The sequence below is a fragment of the Pseudomonas sp. LBUM1655 genome, assembly GCF_059716085.1.
This window is the reverse complement of sequence record NZ_CP166801.1, coordinates 394,185-412,009: the sequence shown is the minus strand read 5'-3', so window position 1 is coordinate 412,009 and position 17,825 is coordinate 394,185. Positions and strand designations below refer to the sequence as shown.

At 60.3% G+C, this 17,825-nt stretch carries 15 protein-coding genes and 1 pseudogene; 3 read left to right on the top strand and 13 right to left on the bottom strand.

All coding sequences use genetic code 11. From position 1 onward, the window contains the following. Positions 1–48: 48 nt before the first annotated feature. The 9 genes from hutH (ACA074_RS01845) to hutC all read right to left on the bottom strand — a co-directional run bounded on the left by hutH (ACA074_RS01845) (position 49) and on the right by hutC (position 11,182). Positions 49–1,581 carry a histidine ammonia-lyase gene (gene hutH / locus ACA074_RS01845; RefSeq protein ID WP_497678339.1) on the bottom strand — a complete coding sequence of 511 codons (1,533 nt, stop codon included), beginning with the start codon at positions 1,579–1,581 and terminating at the stop codon, positions 49–51. A 117-nt stretch (positions 1,582–1,698) separates the two neighbouring features. Continuing rightward, on the bottom strand, positions 1,699–3,222 hold the full coding sequence (hutH, locus tag ACA074_RS01840) for a histidine ammonia-lyase (RefSeq protein WP_497678338.1): 1,524 nt from the start codon (positions 3,220–3,222) through the stop codon (positions 1,699–1,701). Between the two features lie 175 nt (positions 3,223–3,397). Beyond that, positions 3,398–4,228: a quaternary amine ABC transporter ATP-binding protein gene (locus tag ACA074_RS01835; RefSeq protein ID WP_497678337.1), complete on the bottom strand. Its 831-nt coding sequence runs from the start codon at positions 4,226–4,228 to the stop codon at positions 3,398–3,400. Continuing rightward, positions 4,225–5,076, bottom strand: a complete 852-nt coding sequence (locus ACA074_RS01830) for an ABC transporter permease (protein WP_042557230.1) — start codon at positions 5,074–5,076, stop codon at positions 4,225–4,227. The genes ACA074_RS01835 and ACA074_RS01830 overlap by 4 nt, the downstream gene beginning before the upstream one ends. Positions 5,077–5,146: 70 nt before the next feature. After that, complete coding sequence (locus tag ACA074_RS01825) at positions 5,147–6,115, bottom strand: ABC transporter substrate-binding protein (RefSeq protein WP_187678854.1); 969 nt, start codon at positions 6,113–6,115, stop codon at positions 5,147–5,149. A gap of 69 nt (positions 6,116–6,184) precedes the next feature. Then, positions 6,185–7,657, bottom strand: coding sequence for a purine-cytosine permease family protein (locus ACA074_RS01820; protein WP_497678336.1), 1,473 nt, complete (start codon positions 7,655–7,657; stop codon positions 6,185–6,187). Between the two features lie 132 nt (positions 7,658–7,789). Then, entirely contained in the window at positions 7,790–9,475 is a 1,686-nt protein-coding gene (gene hutU, locus ACA074_RS01815) for a urocanate hydratase (RefSeq protein WP_497679305.1), read from the bottom strand. A 417-nt stretch (positions 9,476–9,892) separates the two neighbouring features. Beyond that, entirely contained in the window at positions 9,893–10,462 is a 570-nt protein-coding gene (locus ACA074_RS01810) for a HutD/Ves family protein (protein WP_489879711.1), read from the bottom strand. Positions 10,463–10,471: 9 nt separating this feature from the next. Continuing rightward, positions 10,472–11,182 (bottom strand): histidine utilization transcriptional repressor HutC, encoded by a 711-nt coding sequence (gene hutC, locus ACA074_RS01805; RefSeq protein ID WP_162130175.1) that lies wholly within the window; start codon positions 11,180–11,182, stop codon positions 10,472–10,474. 145 nt (positions 11,183–11,327) lie between these two features. On the opposite strand from hutC, the gene ACA074_RS01800 reads away from it, so the two are divergent. Beyond that, complete coding sequence (locus tag ACA074_RS01800) at positions 11,328–12,692, top strand: formimidoylglutamate deiminase (RefSeq protein ID WP_497678335.1); 1,365 nt, start codon at positions 11,328–11,330, stop codon at positions 12,690–12,692. A 122-nt stretch (positions 12,693–12,814) separates the two neighbouring features. Here the strand turns inward: ACA074_RS01800 and ACA074_RS01795 are convergent, their stop codons facing one another. Beyond that, the gene (locus ACA074_RS01795; protein WP_093430049.1) at positions 12,815–13,384 is read right to left on the bottom strand and encodes a lipocalin family protein; all 570 of its coding nucleotides are present in this window, start codon (positions 13,382–13,384) and stop codon (positions 12,815–12,817) included. Between the two features lie 30 nt (positions 13,385–13,414). After that, complete coding sequence (locus ACA074_RS01790) at positions 13,415–13,669, bottom strand: hypothetical protein (RefSeq protein WP_007952486.1); 255 nt, start codon at positions 13,667–13,669, stop codon at positions 13,415–13,417. 281 nt (positions 13,670–13,950) lie between these two features. Between ACA074_RS01790 and ACA074_RS01785 the strand changes: the two are divergent. Both ACA074_RS01785 and ACA074_RS01780 read left to right on the top strand, forming a co-directional pair. Beyond that, positions 13,951–14,985: pseudogene (locus ACA074_RS01785) on the top strand (HAMP domain-containing protein); the annotation flags it as partial. Positions 14,986–15,078: 93 nt separating this feature from the next. Continuing rightward, on the top strand, positions 15,079–15,843 hold the full coding sequence (locus ACA074_RS01780) for a methyl-accepting chemotaxis protein (RefSeq protein ID WP_370872645.1): 765 nt from the start codon (positions 15,079–15,081) through the stop codon (positions 15,841–15,843). Positions 15,844–15,950: 107 nt separating this feature from the next. Here the strand turns inward: ACA074_RS01780 and ACA074_RS01775 are convergent, their stop codons facing one another. Both ACA074_RS01775 and ACA074_RS01770 read right to left on the bottom strand, forming a co-directional pair. Continuing rightward, positions 15,951–16,553 (bottom strand): DUF924 family protein, encoded by a 603-nt coding sequence (locus tag ACA074_RS01775; RefSeq protein ID WP_497678334.1) that lies wholly within the window; start codon positions 16,551–16,553, stop codon positions 15,951–15,953. 3 nt (positions 16,554–16,556) lie between these two features. Next, positions 16,557–17,567 carry a class 1 fructose-bisphosphatase gene (locus tag ACA074_RS01770; protein WP_187678860.1) on the bottom strand — a complete coding sequence of 337 codons (1,011 nt, stop codon included), beginning with the start codon at positions 17,565–17,567 and terminating at the stop codon, positions 16,557–16,559. Positions 17,568–17,825 lie beyond the last annotated feature (258 nt).

The following is a 17,825-nucleotide window of genomic DNA, read 5'->3' as shown; positions in this document are numbered from 1 at the left end:
GGGATACGCATTCCAACTGTGGGAGCGAGCCTGCTCGCGAAGAGGCCCTTACAGGCTAGGCAGCAATTTCGCCGGCACCAGCTCAGTCAAACACCGCGAAGCCAACAACTCGGTCGCCGCATTGATGTCCGGCGCAAAAAACCGGTCCTTCTCATAGAACGGCACTTCCTTACGCAGAATCGCCCGGGCCTTTTCCAGCTTCGCCGAAGTCTTCAGGCCGTTACGCAGATCCAGCCCCTGTACCGCCGCGAGCCATTCCACCGCGAGAATCCCGCGAGTGTTCTCGGCCATTTCCCACAAGCGTTTGCCGGCAGCCGGGGCCATGGACACATGGTCTTCCTGGTTGGCCGAGGTCGGCAGGCTGTCCACCGAATGCGGATGGGACAGCGCCTTGTTTTCACTGGCCAGTGCCGCCGCCGTCACTTGGGCGATCATGAAACCGGAGTTGACCCCGCCATTGGCCACCAGGAACGGCGGCAGTTGCGACATGTGCTTGTCCATCATCAGCGAGATGCGGCGTTCGCTCAGCGAGCCGATTTCAGCGATGGCCAGGGCCATGTTGTCAGCGGCCATGGCCACCGGTTCGGCGTGGAAGTTACCGCCGGAAATCACATCGCCTTCAGCGGCGAACACCAACGGGTTATCCGACACGGCGTTGGCTTCGACCGCCAGCACCTCAGCCGCTTGACGGAATTGGGTCAGGCACGCGCCCATGACTTGCGGCTGGCAACGCAGCGAGTACGGGTCTTGAACCTTCTCGCAGTTCTGGTGCGAGTCGGAAACTTCGCTGCGCTCACCCAGCAAATCACGGTAAGCGGCGGCGGCATCGATCTGGCCTTTCTGGCCACGAGCGGCGTGGATACGCGCGTCAAACGGCGAGCGCGAGCCGAGCACCGCTTCAACGGTCAGACCGCCCAACGCGATCGCACCGGCAAACAGATCCTCACCTTCAAACAGACCACGCAAGGCGAACGCAGTCGAGACCTGAGTCCCGTTGAGCAGCGCCAGACCTTCTTTCGCCGCCAGCGTCAGCGGCGTCAGGCCGGCGACTTTCAGCGCCTCGGTCGCTTCCATCCACTCGCCCTTGTAACGCGCCTTGCCCTCGCCCAGCAGCACCAGCGACATATGCGCCAGTGGCGCGAGGTCACCGGAAGCCCCCACCGAACCTTTCAGCGGAATGTGCGGATAGACCTCGGCATTGATCAGCGCAATCAGCGCATCGATCACCTGCCGACGAATCCCGGAGAAACCACGGCTGAGGCTGTTGACCTTGAGCACCATGACCAGACGCACCAGCGCATCGCTGATCGGCTCGCCGACGCCGGCGGCGTGGGACAACACCAGCGAGCGCTGGAGGTTTTCCAGGTCTTCGCTGGCAATACGAGTCGAGGCCAGCAGGCCGAACCCGGTGTTGATGCCGTAGGCGGTGCGGTTCTCGGCGAGGATCTGTTCGACGCAGGCCACACTGGCTTCGATCTGCTGCGATGCGCTGTTGTCGAGGGTCAGCTTGACCGGGTTTTGAAAAACGTCACGCAGTTGAGCCAGGCTCAGTTGGCCGGGGATCAGGTTTAGCGCAGTCATTTAAATGCTCCTTTTGAGAGATTGTTATTGGCTCGCCAGTCGCTCCGGAGCATTCCGTTATCCGTCGCATTTCGCTTTTTGGGCGATCCGCGCCTTGGCACGCTGGCGTTTAAGAAATCAGTGCAAATTCGGTAATACGTTGTGCAGCAAATTCGGGGCTTTCAAAACGCTCGCAGCGGCGGCGATATCCGGCGCCAGCCAGCGGTCCTGATCGTGGGCCGGGACTTTCTCACGCAGCAGGCGCCACGCGATATCGGTGCCCGCGCCAAAGCGCTGCGCTTTCAAGAATTCAAACGCCTGGGCCGCCAGCAGATATTCGATGGCGAGGATCTGCGTGCAGTTTTCCAGCGCGCGATGCAGCTTCAGCGCGGCGCTGGTACCCATGCTCAGATGGTCTTCCTGCAAACCGGAGGTGACGTAGTTGTCGAGCACCGCCGGTTGCGCCAATTGGCGGTTTTCCGCACACAGCGACGCGGCGACGTATTGCACGATCATCATCCCCGAGTTCACCCCCGGATTGGCCACCAGAAACGCCGGCAAACCGCTGACGTGCGGGTTGACCAGACGATCGAGACGGCGCTCGGCAATCGAGCCGATTTCCGCCACTGCGATCGCCAGCAGATCAGCGGCCATCGCTACCGATTGGCCGTGCGGATTGGCTTGCGACATGACGCGGAAATCGTCCGGCGTACCCAACAGCAACGGGTTGTCGGTGCAGCCGTTGAGTTCAGCTTCGACCTGTTTGATTGCGTGCTCGAGTTGATCGCGCGCGGCGCCATGCACCTGCGGGATCGAACGAATGCTCAAGGCATCTTGAGTGCGAATGCCTTTGCTCGACGCGATCACTTCACTGCCATCAAGCAACGCGCGCAGATTGACGCCAACCTGCTGCATGCCCGGGTGCGGTTTAAGCGCAATGATCTCGGCATCGAACGCATCGATCTGACCACGCTGAGCTTCGAAACTCATGGCGCCGATGACGTCGGCCCATTGCAGCAGACGCGTGGCATCGGCGATGGCCAGACAGCTGAGGCCAGTCATGCACGGCGTACCGTTGACCAGACACAAACCGTCTTTCGCGCCGAGTTGCACCGGTTGCAGGCCCTCTTCTGCCAAGGCCTGTTGTGCAGAAATAATCTGCCCGCGATAGCTGACATTGCCCACGCCCAGCAGCGCAATGCCGATGTGCGCCATGTGGGTCAGGTAGCCCACCGAGCCTTGCGACGGAACCTGCGGGGTGATGCCGCGATTGAGCAGTGCCAACAGTGCTTCGACGACCCGGCGGTGCAGGCCGGATTTGCCTTGGCTGAAGTTGCGGATCGCCGCGCAGAGGATGGCGCGGGTCTGTTCGTCAGGCAGTACCGGGCCGACGCCGCAGGCGTGGCTGAGCAAGGTGTTGCGCGACAACTGGCTGAGTTGTTCGTCTTTCAGCGAGACGTTGGACAACCCGCCCAGACCGGTGTTGACGCCATAAGCGCGCTCGCCGCTGACGACAATGCGCTGAACGATGGCCTGAGCGTTTTCGATGCGCGCCCAGGCCTCGCCCGACAGCTCAAGTTGCGCGCCGTGCCGCGCGACGGCGACCACGTCCTGCCAACGCAGGGGGCTGCCGGTGATCACGATTTTTTCAGCCTGGGACATCTAAAACCTCATGCCAATTCTGTTGATGCGGAAATCCTGTGGTGAGGGGATTTATCCCCGATGGGTGGCGAAGCCGCCCCAAATATGCAGCCCGGCTGCTTCAGGTACACCGCATGCAATCCTGAGGGGCGGCTTCGCCGCCCATCGGGGATAAATACCCTCACCACAAAAGCTGTCAAACCACCGCCGCACGCCGCTGCACGAACCGGTCGACATACTCATCCGCCGGCGAATGCAGGATCTCGCGCGGCGTACCGACCTGAATCAGCTTGCCGTCCTTGAGGATCGCAATGCGGTTGCCGATGCGCACGGCCTCGTCGAGGTCGTGGGTGATGAAGACGATGGTCTTGTGCAGGGTCTTTTGCAGTTCCAGCAACTGGTCCTGCATCTCGGCGCGGATCAGCGGATCCAGCGCGCTGAACGCTTCGTCCATCAGGATGATGTCAGTGTCCGCCGCCAAGGCACGGGCCAGGCCGACACGCTGACGCATGCCGCCGGAAAGCTGATGCGGGTATTTGTTTTCGTAGCCCTTGAGGCCCACGGTGTTGATCCAGTGCAGCGCCCGCTCGGCGCACAGTTGCTTGCTCTCGCCGCGCACTTTCAGGCCGTAGGCGACGTTGTCGATCACGGTCTTGTGCGGCAGCAGGCCGAAGCTCTGGAAGACCATGCTGATCTTGTGCCGGCGAAATTCGCGCAGGGCTTCCATGTCGTATTGCAGGATGTCCACGCCGTCGACCAGGATCGCGCCGCTGGTCGGGTCGATCAGGCGATTGAAATGGCGCACCAGCGTCGACTTGCCCGAGCCGGACAGGCCCATGATCACGAAGATCTCGCCGGTGCCGATGCTCAGCGACAGGTCGTTGACCCCGACCACGCAACCGGTTTCGTTCAGCACCTGATCCTTGGTCTTGCCCTGGCCAACCATGGCCAGGGCGTCCTTGGCGCGGTTGCCGAAAATCTTGAAGACGTTTTTGACTTCAATCTTGCTCACGGTTGCGTTGCTCATTTGCTCACCTCATGCCGTGGCCGACCATACGCCTGAGTAATGCGGTCGATGACCACTGCGAGAATCACGATCGCCAGACCGGCCTCAAGACCCCGCCCGACGTTGAGGGTCTGAATCCCCACCAACACATCTTCACCCAAGCCACGGGCGCCGATCATCGAGGCGATCACCACCATCGACAGGGCCATCATGGTGGTCTGGTTGATCCCGGCCATGATGCTCGGCAGGGCCAGCGGCAGTTGCACGCCGAACAGTTGCTGCCAGCGGTTCGCGCCGAACGCATTGATCGCTTCCATGACTTCGCCGTCGACCTGGCGGATGCCCAGATCGGTCAGGCGAATCAGTGGCGGCGCGGCGTAGATCACGGTCGCGAAAATCGCCGGCACCTTGCCCAGACCGAACAGCATCAGCACCGGGATCAGGTACACGAAACTCGGCATGGTCTGCATGATGTCGAGCAGCGGCATCAGCACCGAGCGCAGGCGATTGCTGCGCGCCGAGAGAATCCCCAACGGTATGCCGATCAGCACCGAAATGATCGTCGCGACCATCATCAGCGCCAGGGTTTGCATGAGTTTGTCCCACAGGCCGACAGCGCCAACGAGGAACAGCAGACCGACGATCACCGCCGTGGTCACCACTTTGCGCGTTGCGTGCCAGGCGACGACACCGACGATTGCCAGCATCAACCACCACGGCGCTGCACGCAGCAGGCCTTCAAGATTGACGATGGCCCACAGCAGGGTGTCCGAGATCTGGCGGAACACATCACCATAGTTGGTGACCAGGGAATCGACCCAACCGTTGACCCAGTCGGCGATGGAAAAGGTAAAGCTTTCGGGAAACATAAGAGACTCTCAATCAAGGGGTTGCGATCAAGCATCCGACTGCCGTGGCCGGCAGCCGGAGAAGCTGGACCTACAAGGCCGCGTCGATCTTTTTGGCTGCGTCTTCGCTCACCCATGCGTGCCAGACTTCAGGATGTTCCTTGAGGAAGATTTTCGCCAGTTTTGGCGACTCGATACGCTCCTTCGCCATGCGGCCGAGGTTCTGGTTGAGCAGGTCGATTGGCAGGTTGACCTTCTCCAGCACGGCCACCAGCTCCGGGGCTTGCTCGTGGAAGGTCTTGGACAGGCCGACCTTGATCGTCACGCGCTTGTCGACGCCCGGTTTTTCTTCCAGTTTGACCAGATCGACCTGGCCCATCAGCGGGGTTGGCGACCAGTAGTAGAACAGGATCGGCTCGCCACGCTTGTAGCTCGACAGCACCGCCGCATCCAGCGCCGGGCCGGTGCCCGGACGGAAGTTGGTGTAGCTGCTTTCCAGACCATAGCTTTTCAGCATTTCGCTGTTGTCCAGCTCACAAGTCCAGCCGGCCGGGCAGTTGTAGAAACGGCCTTTGGAGGGCTCTTCGGCGTCCTTGAACACAGCAGAGTACTTGGCCAGATCAGCGATGTTTTTCAGGTCAGGGGCTTTCGGTTCAAGTTTGCGCTTGGCGTCGCCTTCGATCACGTAACGCGGCACATACCAGCCTTCGATAGCGCCCACTACGGGGGCGCCAACGCCGACGACTTTGCCGGCCTTCTCGGCCTTGTTCCAGACCTCGCTGCGGCCGACCCACTCTTCGGCGAACACTTGAATGTCGTTGCTGCTCAGGGCGTTTTCCATGGTGATGGAGTTGCCCGGCAGGCTGTCGGTCTTGCAGTCATAACCTTTTTCCAGCACCACTTGCAGCACGTCGGTCAGCAGCATGCCGCTTTCCCAGTTCAGACCGGCGAATTTCACCGGTTTGCCCGATTCGCACCAGCCGGCGGCTTGAGTGGCGCCAGCGCTGGCCAACAGGCCCATGGACAGCAATGTAGTCAGCAGGGTCTTGTTCGATTTCATTGTTGCGACGCTCCTAATCATGAATTGGCTTACGGCAGTCAAGAGGCATCCAGCCCTGTCCACGTCCAATCAGGCCTGCGCCGCAGCGCGAACGGCCCCACTTGTTTTAGGTTGTACAACGCTGTCCTGCTCGACCGGCAGAATCAGTTGATCGGGCACTGGGCTGTGCCATTTTTTTGCGCACACGTAATACACGGCGGCAGGCAGCAGCAGACCGATGATCCAGGAGATATCCACATCACCGAGAGCGGCCACCAGCGGACCGGTGTAGAACTTGGTGGAGATGAACGGCAATTGCACCAGTACCCCGAAGACATAAACGCTGATACCGAGTAGGTTCCAGCGGCCATAGCGACCGTTCGGATCGGCCAGCGCCGGCACGTCATAGCGCTCGCGAGTGATGCAGTAGTAGTCCACCAGGTTGATCGCGCTCCACGGCGTGAAGAACGCGAGCAGGAACAGGATGAAAGACTTGAACGCACCGAGGAACGAGTGCTGACCGAGCAACGCGATCAGGGTCGCCGCGCCAACGATCACCAGCACGAACACCAGACGCTGCATGCGCGAGACCTGCAGATGGCCTTTGAAACCGCTGATGATGGTGGCGATGCACATGAAGCTGCCGTAGGAGTTCAGTGTCGAGATGGTCACCTTGCCGAACGCAATGCTGAAGTACAGCAGCGCAGCGGTGGCACCGGTTCCGCCCAGACCGACGATGTAAGCCACTTCATGGCCGGCGAACTGGCCGTTGGCCGAAGCGGCAGCAAACACACCAAGGATCATCGCCACTTGGGCGCCAATCACCGAACCGGCGCCGGCGGCGAAAAAGGTTTTCACCGCTGACGTCTTGCTCGGCAGGTAGCGCGAATAGTCAGCCACATAAGGGCCGAAAGCGATCTGCCAGGACGCCGCGAGCGACACCGCCAGCAGGAAGCTGCTCCAGCTGAAGTGGCGGATTTGCAGAAGTGCGCCGACGTCGGTCTGGCTCATCAGGCGCCAGAACAGAAAAACGAACGCAATCACGCCAATGACGCTGGCGACGCGGCCAATCCAGTGGATGACCCGATAACCCATCACCGTCACCAACACGATGACGCTGGCGAAAATCAGAATGCCGATGCTGTCGCTGACGCCAAACAACTGGCCCAGCGCCTGGCCGGAAAGCACCGTGCCCGTTGCGGTGAAGCCCAGGTACATCAGGCACACCAGCACGATCGGGATGGCTGCGCCATAAACCCCGAACTGCACGCGGCTGGAGATCATCTGCGGCAGGCCAAGCTTCGGCCCTTGCGCCGCATGCAGCGCCATGACGCCGCCGCCCAGCAGCTGACCGATCAACAGACCGATCAACGACCAGAACACATCACCGCCCAGCACCACGGCCAATGCCCCGGTGACAATCGCCGTGATTTGCAGGTTGGCACCCATCCACAGTGTGAATTGGCTGAACAGACGACCGTGTCTTTCCGCTTCCGGGATGTAGTCGATCGAACGCCTTTCGATCAACGGTTTGTTGCCTGCACGATCGGGACTGACAGCCATGGTTCAACCTCTGTGGATTGTTATTCTGGGTTGGTTCGTACCCCTGTAGGAGCTGTCGAGTGAAACGAGGCTGCGATCTTTTTGAAGATCAAAAGATCGCAGCCTTCGGCAGCTTCTACAGGGTTTTTGCGTTTATTTACCGGTAATCATCGGCAGGTTCAGGCCCTGTTCCTTGGCGCAGTCGATGGCGATCTGGTAACCGGCATCGGCGTGACGCATGACACCGGTGGCCGGGTCGTTGTGCAGCACGCGCGCAATACGCTCGGCCGCTTCGTCAGTACCGTCGCAGACGATCACCATGCCCGAGTGCTGGGAGAAGCCCATGCCGACACCGCCGCCGTGGTGCAGGGAAACCCAGGTCGCGCCGCTCGCGGTGTTGAGCAGAGCGTTGAGCAGTGGCCAGTCGGACACGGCGTCGGAACCGTCCTGCATCGATTCGGTTTCACGGTTCGGGCTGGCCACCGAGCCAGAGTCGAGGTGGTCGCGACCGATCACGATCGGCGCCGACAACTCACCGCTGCGGACCATTTCGTTGAACGCCAGACCGAGCTTGGCGCGCAGGCCCAGGCCAACCCAGCAGATACGTGCCGGCAGACCCTGGAAGCTGATGCGTTCGCGGGCCATGTCCAGCCAGTTGTGCAGGTGGGCGTCGTCCGGGATCAGCTCTTTGACCTTGGCGTCGGTTTTGTAGATGTCTTGCGGATCACCCGACAGCGCCGCCCAGCGGAACGGGCCAATGCCACGGCAGAACAGCGGACGGATGTAAGCCGGTACGAAACCCGGGAAGTCGAATGCGTTCTCGACGCCTTTTTCCTGGGCCATCTGACGGATGTTGTTGCCGTAGTCGAAAGTCGGGATGCCTTGCTTCTGGAATTCCAGCATCGCTTTGACGTGCACGGCCATCGACTGCTTGGCGGCTTTGATCACAGCGGCCGGTTCGGTCTTGGCGCGGGCGCGGTATTCGTCCCAGGTCCAGCCGGCCGGCAGGTAGCCGTTGAGTGGGTCATGGGCGCTGGTCTGGTCGGTGACCATGTCCGGGCGCACGCCGCGCTTGACCAGTTCCGGGAGGATTTCTGCGGCGTTGCCCAGCAGCGCGATGGAGATCGCTTTGCCTTCTTTGGTGTACTTGGCGATGCGCGCCAGCGCGTCGTCGAGGTCAGTGGCTTGCTCGTCGACGTAACGGCTTTTCAGGCGGAAATCGATGCTGACCTGCTGGCATTCGATGTTCAGCGAGCAGGCGCCGGCCAGGGTTGCCGCCAGAGGCTGAGCGCCACCCATGCCGCCCAGACCGGCGGTCAGCACCCACTTGCCGGTGAGGTTGTCGTTGTAGTGCTGGCGACCGGCCTCAACGAAGGTTTCGTAGGTGCCCTGGACGATGCCCTGGCTGCCGATGTAGATCCAGCTGCCGGCAGTCATCTGGCCGTACATGGCCAGGCCTTTGGCGTCGAGTTCGTTGAAGTGCTCCCAACTCGCCCAGTGTGGAACCAGGTTGGAGTTGGCGATCAGTACACGCGGGGCGTTGCTGTGAGTCTTGAACACGCCGACCGGCTTGCCGGATTGCACCAGCAGGGTCTCGTCGTCGTTCAGGTTGGTCAGGCTCTCGACGATCTTGTCGTAGCACTCCCAGTTACGCGCGGCGCGACCGATACCGCCGTAGACCACCAGCTCTTTCGGGTTCTCGGCGACTTCCGGGTCGAGGTTGTTCATCAACATGCGCAGCGGCGCTTCGGTCAGCCAGCTCTTGGCGGTCAGCTTGTTGCCGCGCGATGCACGGATTTCGACGTCACGGTGCTTCGTAAAGGTAGTAGCAGTGGTCATCTTGTTGTCAGTCACGAAAAAGACTCCTCAGCGATCAATTCAAACCAACCCTGGCAGTGGGCAAGCAGCCTGTGCGCTTCAATGCGCGACAAGCGAATCAGTGGACGCTGCGGACTTATACGCATACGTCTTTACTTGTACATACAAGCATATGCAATCAAGCGGCCAACTTGCTGGTGGAGTGCTCAAGAAAAATTGCGGATACGACTGGAGGGCGCCTGAATCAAGGGTTCTGGCGTGGGTGAAATTTTTCGCGGGGGTGGTTTTGGAAGTTGGGGAGTTGTTACGAGAGCGTGGTTTTGCGCCACGCTGGGGCGTTCGGTAACAAATTGGTGCGGAGAAAGAAACAGGAGGTATGAACGCTTTTGTGGTGAGGGGATTTATCCCCTCACCACAGGATGTGTTACCAGATTTAGATCAGCGTGCAGTGAGTTCGATTACGCAGCAGGCCGCATCGACGGCGACTTCAACCAGCCCGGTGTTACCGTCCAGTTGCAGGCAATCGTGTCGGCCAAGTTGCGCAACGCTGTCACCGACCCGCACCTGCAGCAACTCACTGACACTGAACACCAACACCGTGCCCGCCGAACTGAAAAACCGCTGTTCGCCGTCCAGCCACTGCAAGCGCGCGCTGTAGCGCTGCGGCGCGTAGATCAGGTTGAAGTCGCGGATTGCGCCGCCGAGCAGCGTGCAGGAGACCTGGCTCTCACCGCTGAAGGCGAACGGGTCGAGGGGTAACAGTGGCCGAGTGTCGTCACCGTCGACGCACAAAGTCATACCGTCACCTTGCAGCACAGTGATCACCCGCTGGTAACCGGCGAAGGTCGAAAAGCCGCCGGACTCGGCGATATCGGCAATCGACAGACGCCAGCCAAACCCATCGAGGCCAGCCCCCGAGTCACGGGTGATTTCTTCAGTGCTGCCGCCGCCGTTTTTCCACGGCATGCGCGGGTAGCCTTCGGCGCGTAAAACCTTCAAACCATTCATTTATGCTCTCTATTTATGGAACCGGCCTTCCAGACGATGACGGGAACCCGGGTGAATCAATCGCGCGGCGGTCACCGGCTGACGGCCCGACCATGTGCGACGGCGAATCAGCAGGCATGGCTCGCCTTTTTCGATTTGCAGCAACTTGCACTCGGATGACTCGGCGAGGATCGCTTCGACTACGTGCTCGCCCTCGGTCAGTGGCGCGACTTGATTGAGATAGGCGTAAGGCGTTTGCAGGGTGAAGTCCTGCTTGAGATATTCAGGGGCGACCAGCGCATTGACGAAACGGTCTTCGATTTGCACCGGAATGTCGTTTTCGTAATGCACGATCAGCGAGTGAAAGACCTTCTGCCCTTCGCGCATGTCCAGTGCCAACGCACGTTCGGAGCCGGCGGCCTCTTCTTCGAGGGTGATGACCTGGCAGGTGTGGCGATGACCGCGCGAGGCGATCTCGTCGGCGATGTTGTGTACTTCGAACAGCGCGGACTGGCTCTTCGGTTCGGCGACAAAAGTCCCGACGCCTTGCATACGCACCAACAGGCCGTCGGCGGTCATCTCGCGCAGCGCGCGGTTGATGGTCATGCGGCTGAAACCGAGCTGATTGACCAGTTCGCTTTCCGACGGTACGCGGTAGTGCGGCGGCCAGTTACCGCTGTCGATCTGCTGGGTGATCATCTGTTTGACGCGGGCGTACAAGGGCGCCGGACTGTCGCCCATGTTCGCGGCCAACGGGGAAACTGGAGGCGGAGTCGGCACGGTGAATCCTTGTTCGTCGGTAGAGGTTGCTAGCTTGCCGGAGTTTACCGGGCAGGCAAACGTCTGTATATGTATATACAAATAACACACGATGGGGTGCTGAACCATGTCCGCTTTCTTTGCCGAGCGCGCGCTGCTGCCTAACGGATGGGCCAACAATGTACGTCTTGAGGTCAGCGCCGATGGCGTGTTGACCCAAATCCAGGCCGATTCCACCGCAGATGGCGCCGAACGGTTAAGCGGTCCGCTGCTGCCGGGGATGCCCAATCTGCACTCCCACGCGTTCCAGCGAGCAATGGCCGGTTTGGCCGAAGTGGCCGGTAATCCCAACGACAGTTTCTGGACGTGGCGCGACTTGATGTATCGGCTCGTCGGAAAAATCAGCCCCGATCAACTCGGCGTCATCGCCCGACAGCTGTACATCGAAATGCTCAAGGCCGGTTACACCTCGGTGGCCGAATTTCACTACGTGCATCATGACAGCAACGGCCAGCCTTACGCCGATCCGGCCGAGTTGGCGTTACGCATCAGTCAGGCCGCCGGTGAAAGTGGTATCGGTCTGACCCTGCTGCCGGTGCTCTATAGCCACGCAGGTTTCGGTGGGCAGATCCCGAATGACGGCCAGCGCCGCTTCATCAACAGCACTGAAAACTACCTGAATCTGCAGTCACGCTTACAGCCGCTGCTGGCGCAACAGAAGGCGCAATCCCTGGGCCTGTGCTTCCACTCGTTGCGCGCGGTCACCCCGCAGCAGATCAGCGAAGTGCTGGCGGCCAGCGACAAGCAGTGCCCGGTGCACATCCACATCGCCGAACAGCAGAAGGAAGTCGATGACTGCCTGAGCTGGAGCGGTCGTCGTCCGCTGCAATGGCTCTACGAAAACACCGAAGTCGATCAGCGCTGGTGCCTCGTTCACGCCACTCATGCCAACCCGGAAGAAGTCACGCTGATGGCCAAGAGTCGCGCCATCGCCGGCCTGTGCCTGACCACCGAGGCGAACCTCGGCGACGGGATTTTCCCGGCGGTGGACTTCCTCGCTCAGGGCGGGCGCATGGGTATCGGTTCCGACAGCCATGTGTCGCTCAGCGTGGTGGAAGAATTGCGTTGGCTGGAATACGGCCAGCGTCTGCGTGATCAGCGACGTAACCGCTTGTATGGCGCAGATCAGCCGATGGTCGGCCGCACGCTGTACGACGCCGCACTGGATGGCGGTGCTCAGGCACTGGGGCAACCGATTGGTGCGCTGGAAGTTGGCAAACGTGCGGACTGGATTGTGCTCGATGGCAACGATCCGTATCTGGCGACAGCCACTGGCGACGGGATTTTGAATCGCTGGCTGTTTGCCGGCGGCGATCGTCAGGTGCGTGATGTGTTGGTCAATGGCCAGTGGGTGGTGCGCGATGGACGCCACGCGGCAGAAGAAGAAAGCAATCGCGCTTTCACCCAAGTCCTGCGCGAACTTCTGGGCTGACCCAAAACCAAATGTGGGAGCGAGCCTGCTCGCGAAAGCGGTGTATCAGTCAACATTTTCGTTAACTGACACGCCCTCTTCGCGAGCAGGCTCGCTCCCACATTTCGATTTTGTGGCGATGCTTAATTCGAAGTCTTGGCCATCTGCCGATCCGACGCCCGCCAGATCAATCGCGTGGTGTCATAACCCTGCTGACGCGCCTTGCTCAGCAGCTCTTCGCGCACCACACCGTTGACAGTCGGCGTGCGCGACAGCAACCACATGTACTTGCGACTCGGGTCGCCGACGATGGCGGTCTTGTAGTCATCGCTGACGTACAACACCCAGTATTCGCCCTTCGCCACACCCGGAATCAGGCGTGAGAACCAGGTATCGAACTCGACCCACAGCTTGTCGGTCTTGCCCGGCACCTGTGGATAAGCCGTGCCTTTGGCTTCTTCCCATTGCCAGTCCGGAGTCAGGCAGCGATTGAGCACCGCGACATTACCGTCAGGCTTGAGGGTGTAATGGGCTTCGGATTGCGCGCAATTGCGCTGGAAGTACATCGGCAAGCGCGCCAGCTCATACCAGGTGCCCTGGTAACGCTTGAGATTGACGCTGTTGACGGTTTTCGGCGCCAACGGATCTACGCCGGAAGTGGCGCAGCCGGCCAGTACCAGGCCGGCAAAAAGGATTAGCAATAACCGCTTCATTTTTCTTCTCCGTGGGCGCGAAGCCCCGGTTTACTTCAGGCCTTGGCCGGAAAACATCAGCACTTTGTCACCGGCGTATTGCACGCTGATAAAGCTGTTCTTGTCGCCCCAAGTGCAACTGGACATGCCGAGCGCACCCGAGCAGTCAGTGGGTTTGCCGAGCAGTGTCTCGACTTCAGCCTTGGCCATGCCAGCCGAAAGCTTCGAGTAGTTTTCCTGATTGACCTTGCTGCATGCGGCCAACAGCACGCAAAACGACAGAAGGGCGATAGATCGCAGCGACATGGTGTAACTCCTGGAACGAGGGGGGATGGCATGGTGCCAACCAGAAGCTTAGAAGAGAAAACCCTCATCTGGTTCCGTGGGCGGACGGCTATTTATTAGCCCGCCCGTCTGGCTTTTGCCTTTAAATCAGACACTTTGTAGGGCTATTGAGCATTTCGTCGTATTTCACCAAAGCAGCCTAATCTTTGGCGCGCGGCGGTCGAAATAAGAGCAGCGCAAAGCCCACGAGTGTGGCAAATTGCCGCCCTTTCTTGACCAGCACCTTCGCGGTAGTTCATTCGATGACCAGAAACATGAAATTCAGCCACAAAATCTTGTTGGCTGCCGCCCTCGTGGTGGCCGTTGCGTTCGCCTGTTTCATCTTTTTCAATGACTATCGACAACGCGAAGCCCTGAGCAGCAGCACCGAAGCCACGATGCAGGAGCTGGGCAGCCTGACCACCAGCAACATCCAGACCTGGCTGGAAAGTCGCATTCAATTGCTGCAATCGCTGTCTCAACAGGTTGTCGTCGACGGTAATGCGCCTGCCAGCCTGAAACGCATCATCGACCTGCCCGCCTACACCGGCAATTTCCAGCTCAGCTACTTTGGCGGTGCGGACGGCGTGATGTTCTCCGTGCCCGCCGGCAACCGCGCGCCGGATTACGACCCGCGTGCCCGTGGCTGGTACAAAGCGGCCAACAGCGCCCAGCAGACCATCGTCACCGAACCGTACATCGCCGCCTCCTCGGGCAAACTGGTGATCACCGTCGCCACCCCGGTACAGCGTCAGGGCCAGATGCTCGGCGTCGCCGGTGCCGACATCGACCTGACCAGCGTCAGCGCGATCATCAACTCGCTGAACTTCGGCGGCCACGGCCATGCGTTCATCGTCAGTGCCGACGGCAAAATCCTGATCCACCCGGACAGCAAACTGGTGCTCAAGACCCTCGCCGAGGCCTATCCAAACGGTGCGCCAAAAGTCAGCCCGGGCCTGAAAGAAGTCGAGTTCGACGGCAAGACTCAGTTGATCTCCTTCACCCGCGTCAACGGTGTGCCATCGGCCGACTGGTACGTGGCGCTGGTGCTGGATAAAGACACCGCGTTTTCGATGCTCAGCGAATTCCGCACCTCGGCGCTGATCGCCATGGTCATTGCCGTGGTGATCATCATCGCCCTGCTCGGCATGCTGATCCGCGTGCTGATGCAACCGCTGCTGACCATGGGCCGAGCCATGCATGACATCGCCGAAGGTGAAGGCGACCTGACCAAGCGTCTGGTGATCCACGGTAACGATGAGTTCGGCGCGCTGGGCACATCGTTCAACCGCTTCGTCGAACGCATCCACACCTCGATCCGCGAAGTGGCCTCGGCCACCGGCCAGGTCAACGAAGTCGCCCTGCGCGTGGTCGCCGCGTCGAACTCGTCGATGTACAACTCCGATCAGCAATCGAGCCGCACCAACAGCGTCGCGGCGGCGATCAACCAACTCGGCGCCGCCGCCCAGGAAATCGCCCAGAACGCCGCCCTCGCCTCGCAACACTCAAGTGATGCGCGCAGCCTCGCGGTCGACGGTCAGCAGGTTGTGGATAAAACCATCCACGCGATGCAGCAGCTCTCGGCGAAGATCAGCGACTCCTGCGGCAACATCGAAACCCTGAACAGCAACACGGTGAATATCGGCCAGATTCTGGAAGTGATCACCAGCATCTCCCAGCAAACCAACCTGCTCGCGCTGAACGCCGCGATTGAAGCGGCCCGTGCCGGTGAGGCTGGCCGTGGTTTCGCCGTGGTCGCTGACGAAGTGCGAAATCTGGCGCACCGCACCCAGGATTCGGCGCAGCAAGTGCAGAAGATGATCGAAGAACTGCAAGTCGGCGCGCGTCAGGCGGTCAGCATCATGACCGAGAGCCAGCGCGAGAGCGAAAGCAGCGTCGGCATCGCCAACCAGGCCGGCGAACGCCTTGGCAGCGTGACCCAGCGCATCGGCGAGATCGACGGAATGAACCAGTCGGTAGCCACTGCGACTGAAGAACAGACCGCTGTGGTCGAGTCGATCAACGTTGATATCAACGAGATAAACACGCTGAATCAGGAAGGCGTGGAGAACTTGCAGGCGACGTTGCGGGCGTGCTCGGATCTGGAGCAGCAGGCGGCGCGGTTGAAGCAGTTGGTGGGTAGTTTCAGGATTTAAGGCGCTGCCACAGGCCTCTTCGCGGGCAAGCCCGCTCCCACATTGGAATGCATTTCAACTGTGGGAGCGAGCCTGCTCGCGAAGAGGGATTCAGCCGCGATGAAGATTTAGAACCGTGACCCCGGCCCAGACAGAAACTCCAACTCCTCAGCCGTAGACTCGCGCCCCAACACCGCATTGCGATGCGGAAACCGTCCAAACCGCGCAATCACTTTCTGATGCCGCTCGGCATAATCCAGATTGTCGGCAAACACCGCCCGCTGCGCTAGCGGCTGCTCAGCCACCAGATCGATAAACCGCGAAACCGCTTCGTTCTGCACCGCAAGGTTTTCGCAGTGTTCGAAGACGAGGTAGATGAATACCCGCTGAATCGGCTTCAACTGCCGGTCAAAATCCGCAGCAATGCCTTGCGCGACGAGCTTCTGCGCACGCAGATCACCGGAGAAAGCTTTGGGAGAGTCGCGAAAGATCATTCGCGGCAATTGATCGAGCAATAGCACCACCGCCAGCCAACCTTCGGGACATTGCGTCCACTCGGTCAATTCGCCGGCCAGGGCCTGATCGACAAAGACCCCGAAACGCGTTCGCGCTTCGAGGTCTTGGCTGTCACGCTTGCCGAACCACAACTTGCCCTTGTCAGCCGAAACCTCGTCCGGTAATTCGGCGTGACCGAACCACCAATCGAGCAACGGCTGCCAGGGCGCGTTCAAGGCTTAAGCCTTGTGGTAGGCCGTGGCGCGTGCGACTTCTTCTTTCGAGCCGAGGAACACCGCAACACGCTGGTGCAGGCCTTCAGGCTGAATGTCGAGAATGCGCTGGTGCCCGTCGGTGGACGCGCCGCCTGCTTGTTCCACCAGGAACGACATCGGGTTGGCTTCGTACATCAGACGCAGTTTGCCCGGCTTCGACGGCTCGCGGCTGTCGCGCGGGTACATGAACAGGCCACCACGGGTCAGGATGCGGTGAACGTCGGCAACCATCGCCGCGACCCAACGCATGTTGTAGTTCTTTTTCAGCGGACCTTCTTCGCCAGCCAGCAGCTCGTCAACGTAGCGCTGCACCGGGGCTTCCCAGTGACGCTGGTTGGACATGTTGATGGCGAATTCCTGGGTGGACTCAGGAATGGTGATGTCTTCGTGGGTCAGCACGAAGCTGCCCATTTCGCGGTCCAGGGTGAAGCCTTTGACGCCGTCGCCCAGGGTCAGTACCAGCATGGTCTGCGGGCCGTAGATCGCGTAACCGGCAGCGACCTGCTCGGTGCCTGGCTGGAGGAAGGCTTTTTCATTCAGCGCTTCGTTCTGGCTCAGGTATTCGTTCGGGCAACGCAGCACGGAGAAGATAGTGCCGACCGGGGCGTTGATGTCGATGTTCGACGAACCGTCCAGTGGGTCGAATACCAGCAGGTACGCGCCTTTCGGGTATTTGCCCGGGATCTGGTAGGCATTGTCCATTTCTTCGGACGCCATGCCGGCCAGGTGACCGCCCCATTCGTTGGCTTCGAGCAGGATCTCGTTGGAGATCACGTCGAGCTTCTTCTGCACTTCGCCTTGTACGTTTTCAGTGCCCATGCTGCCCAGAACACCACCCAGGGCGCCTTTGGACACGGCGTGGCTGATCTCCTTGCAGGCACGCGCCACCACTTCGATCAGGAAGCGCAGATCGGCAGGAGTGTTGTTGCTGCGGGTCTGCTCAATCAAATAGCGACTCAAGGTAACGCGGGACATGGACGGCTCCGGTGGAATGGGGGGCTAAAAACCCGCGCAGTTTACAGGGAGTCTGAAAACGTAGCGAGCGAAGACGCCCGGTAACGTGCGTTGGGGCGCAATTGCTTGCATCAGACGTGATTGGGTCGGGAGAGTTCAGGTACGGGGTTTAGCGTAGACCGGTTCGAGACGGGTGGTGCTTGGCTGACGGCAACAGTTCGAAGATTTTTGCTGGCTGGTAGACCGCGATCGCGAGCAGGCTCACTCCTACAGGGAGCG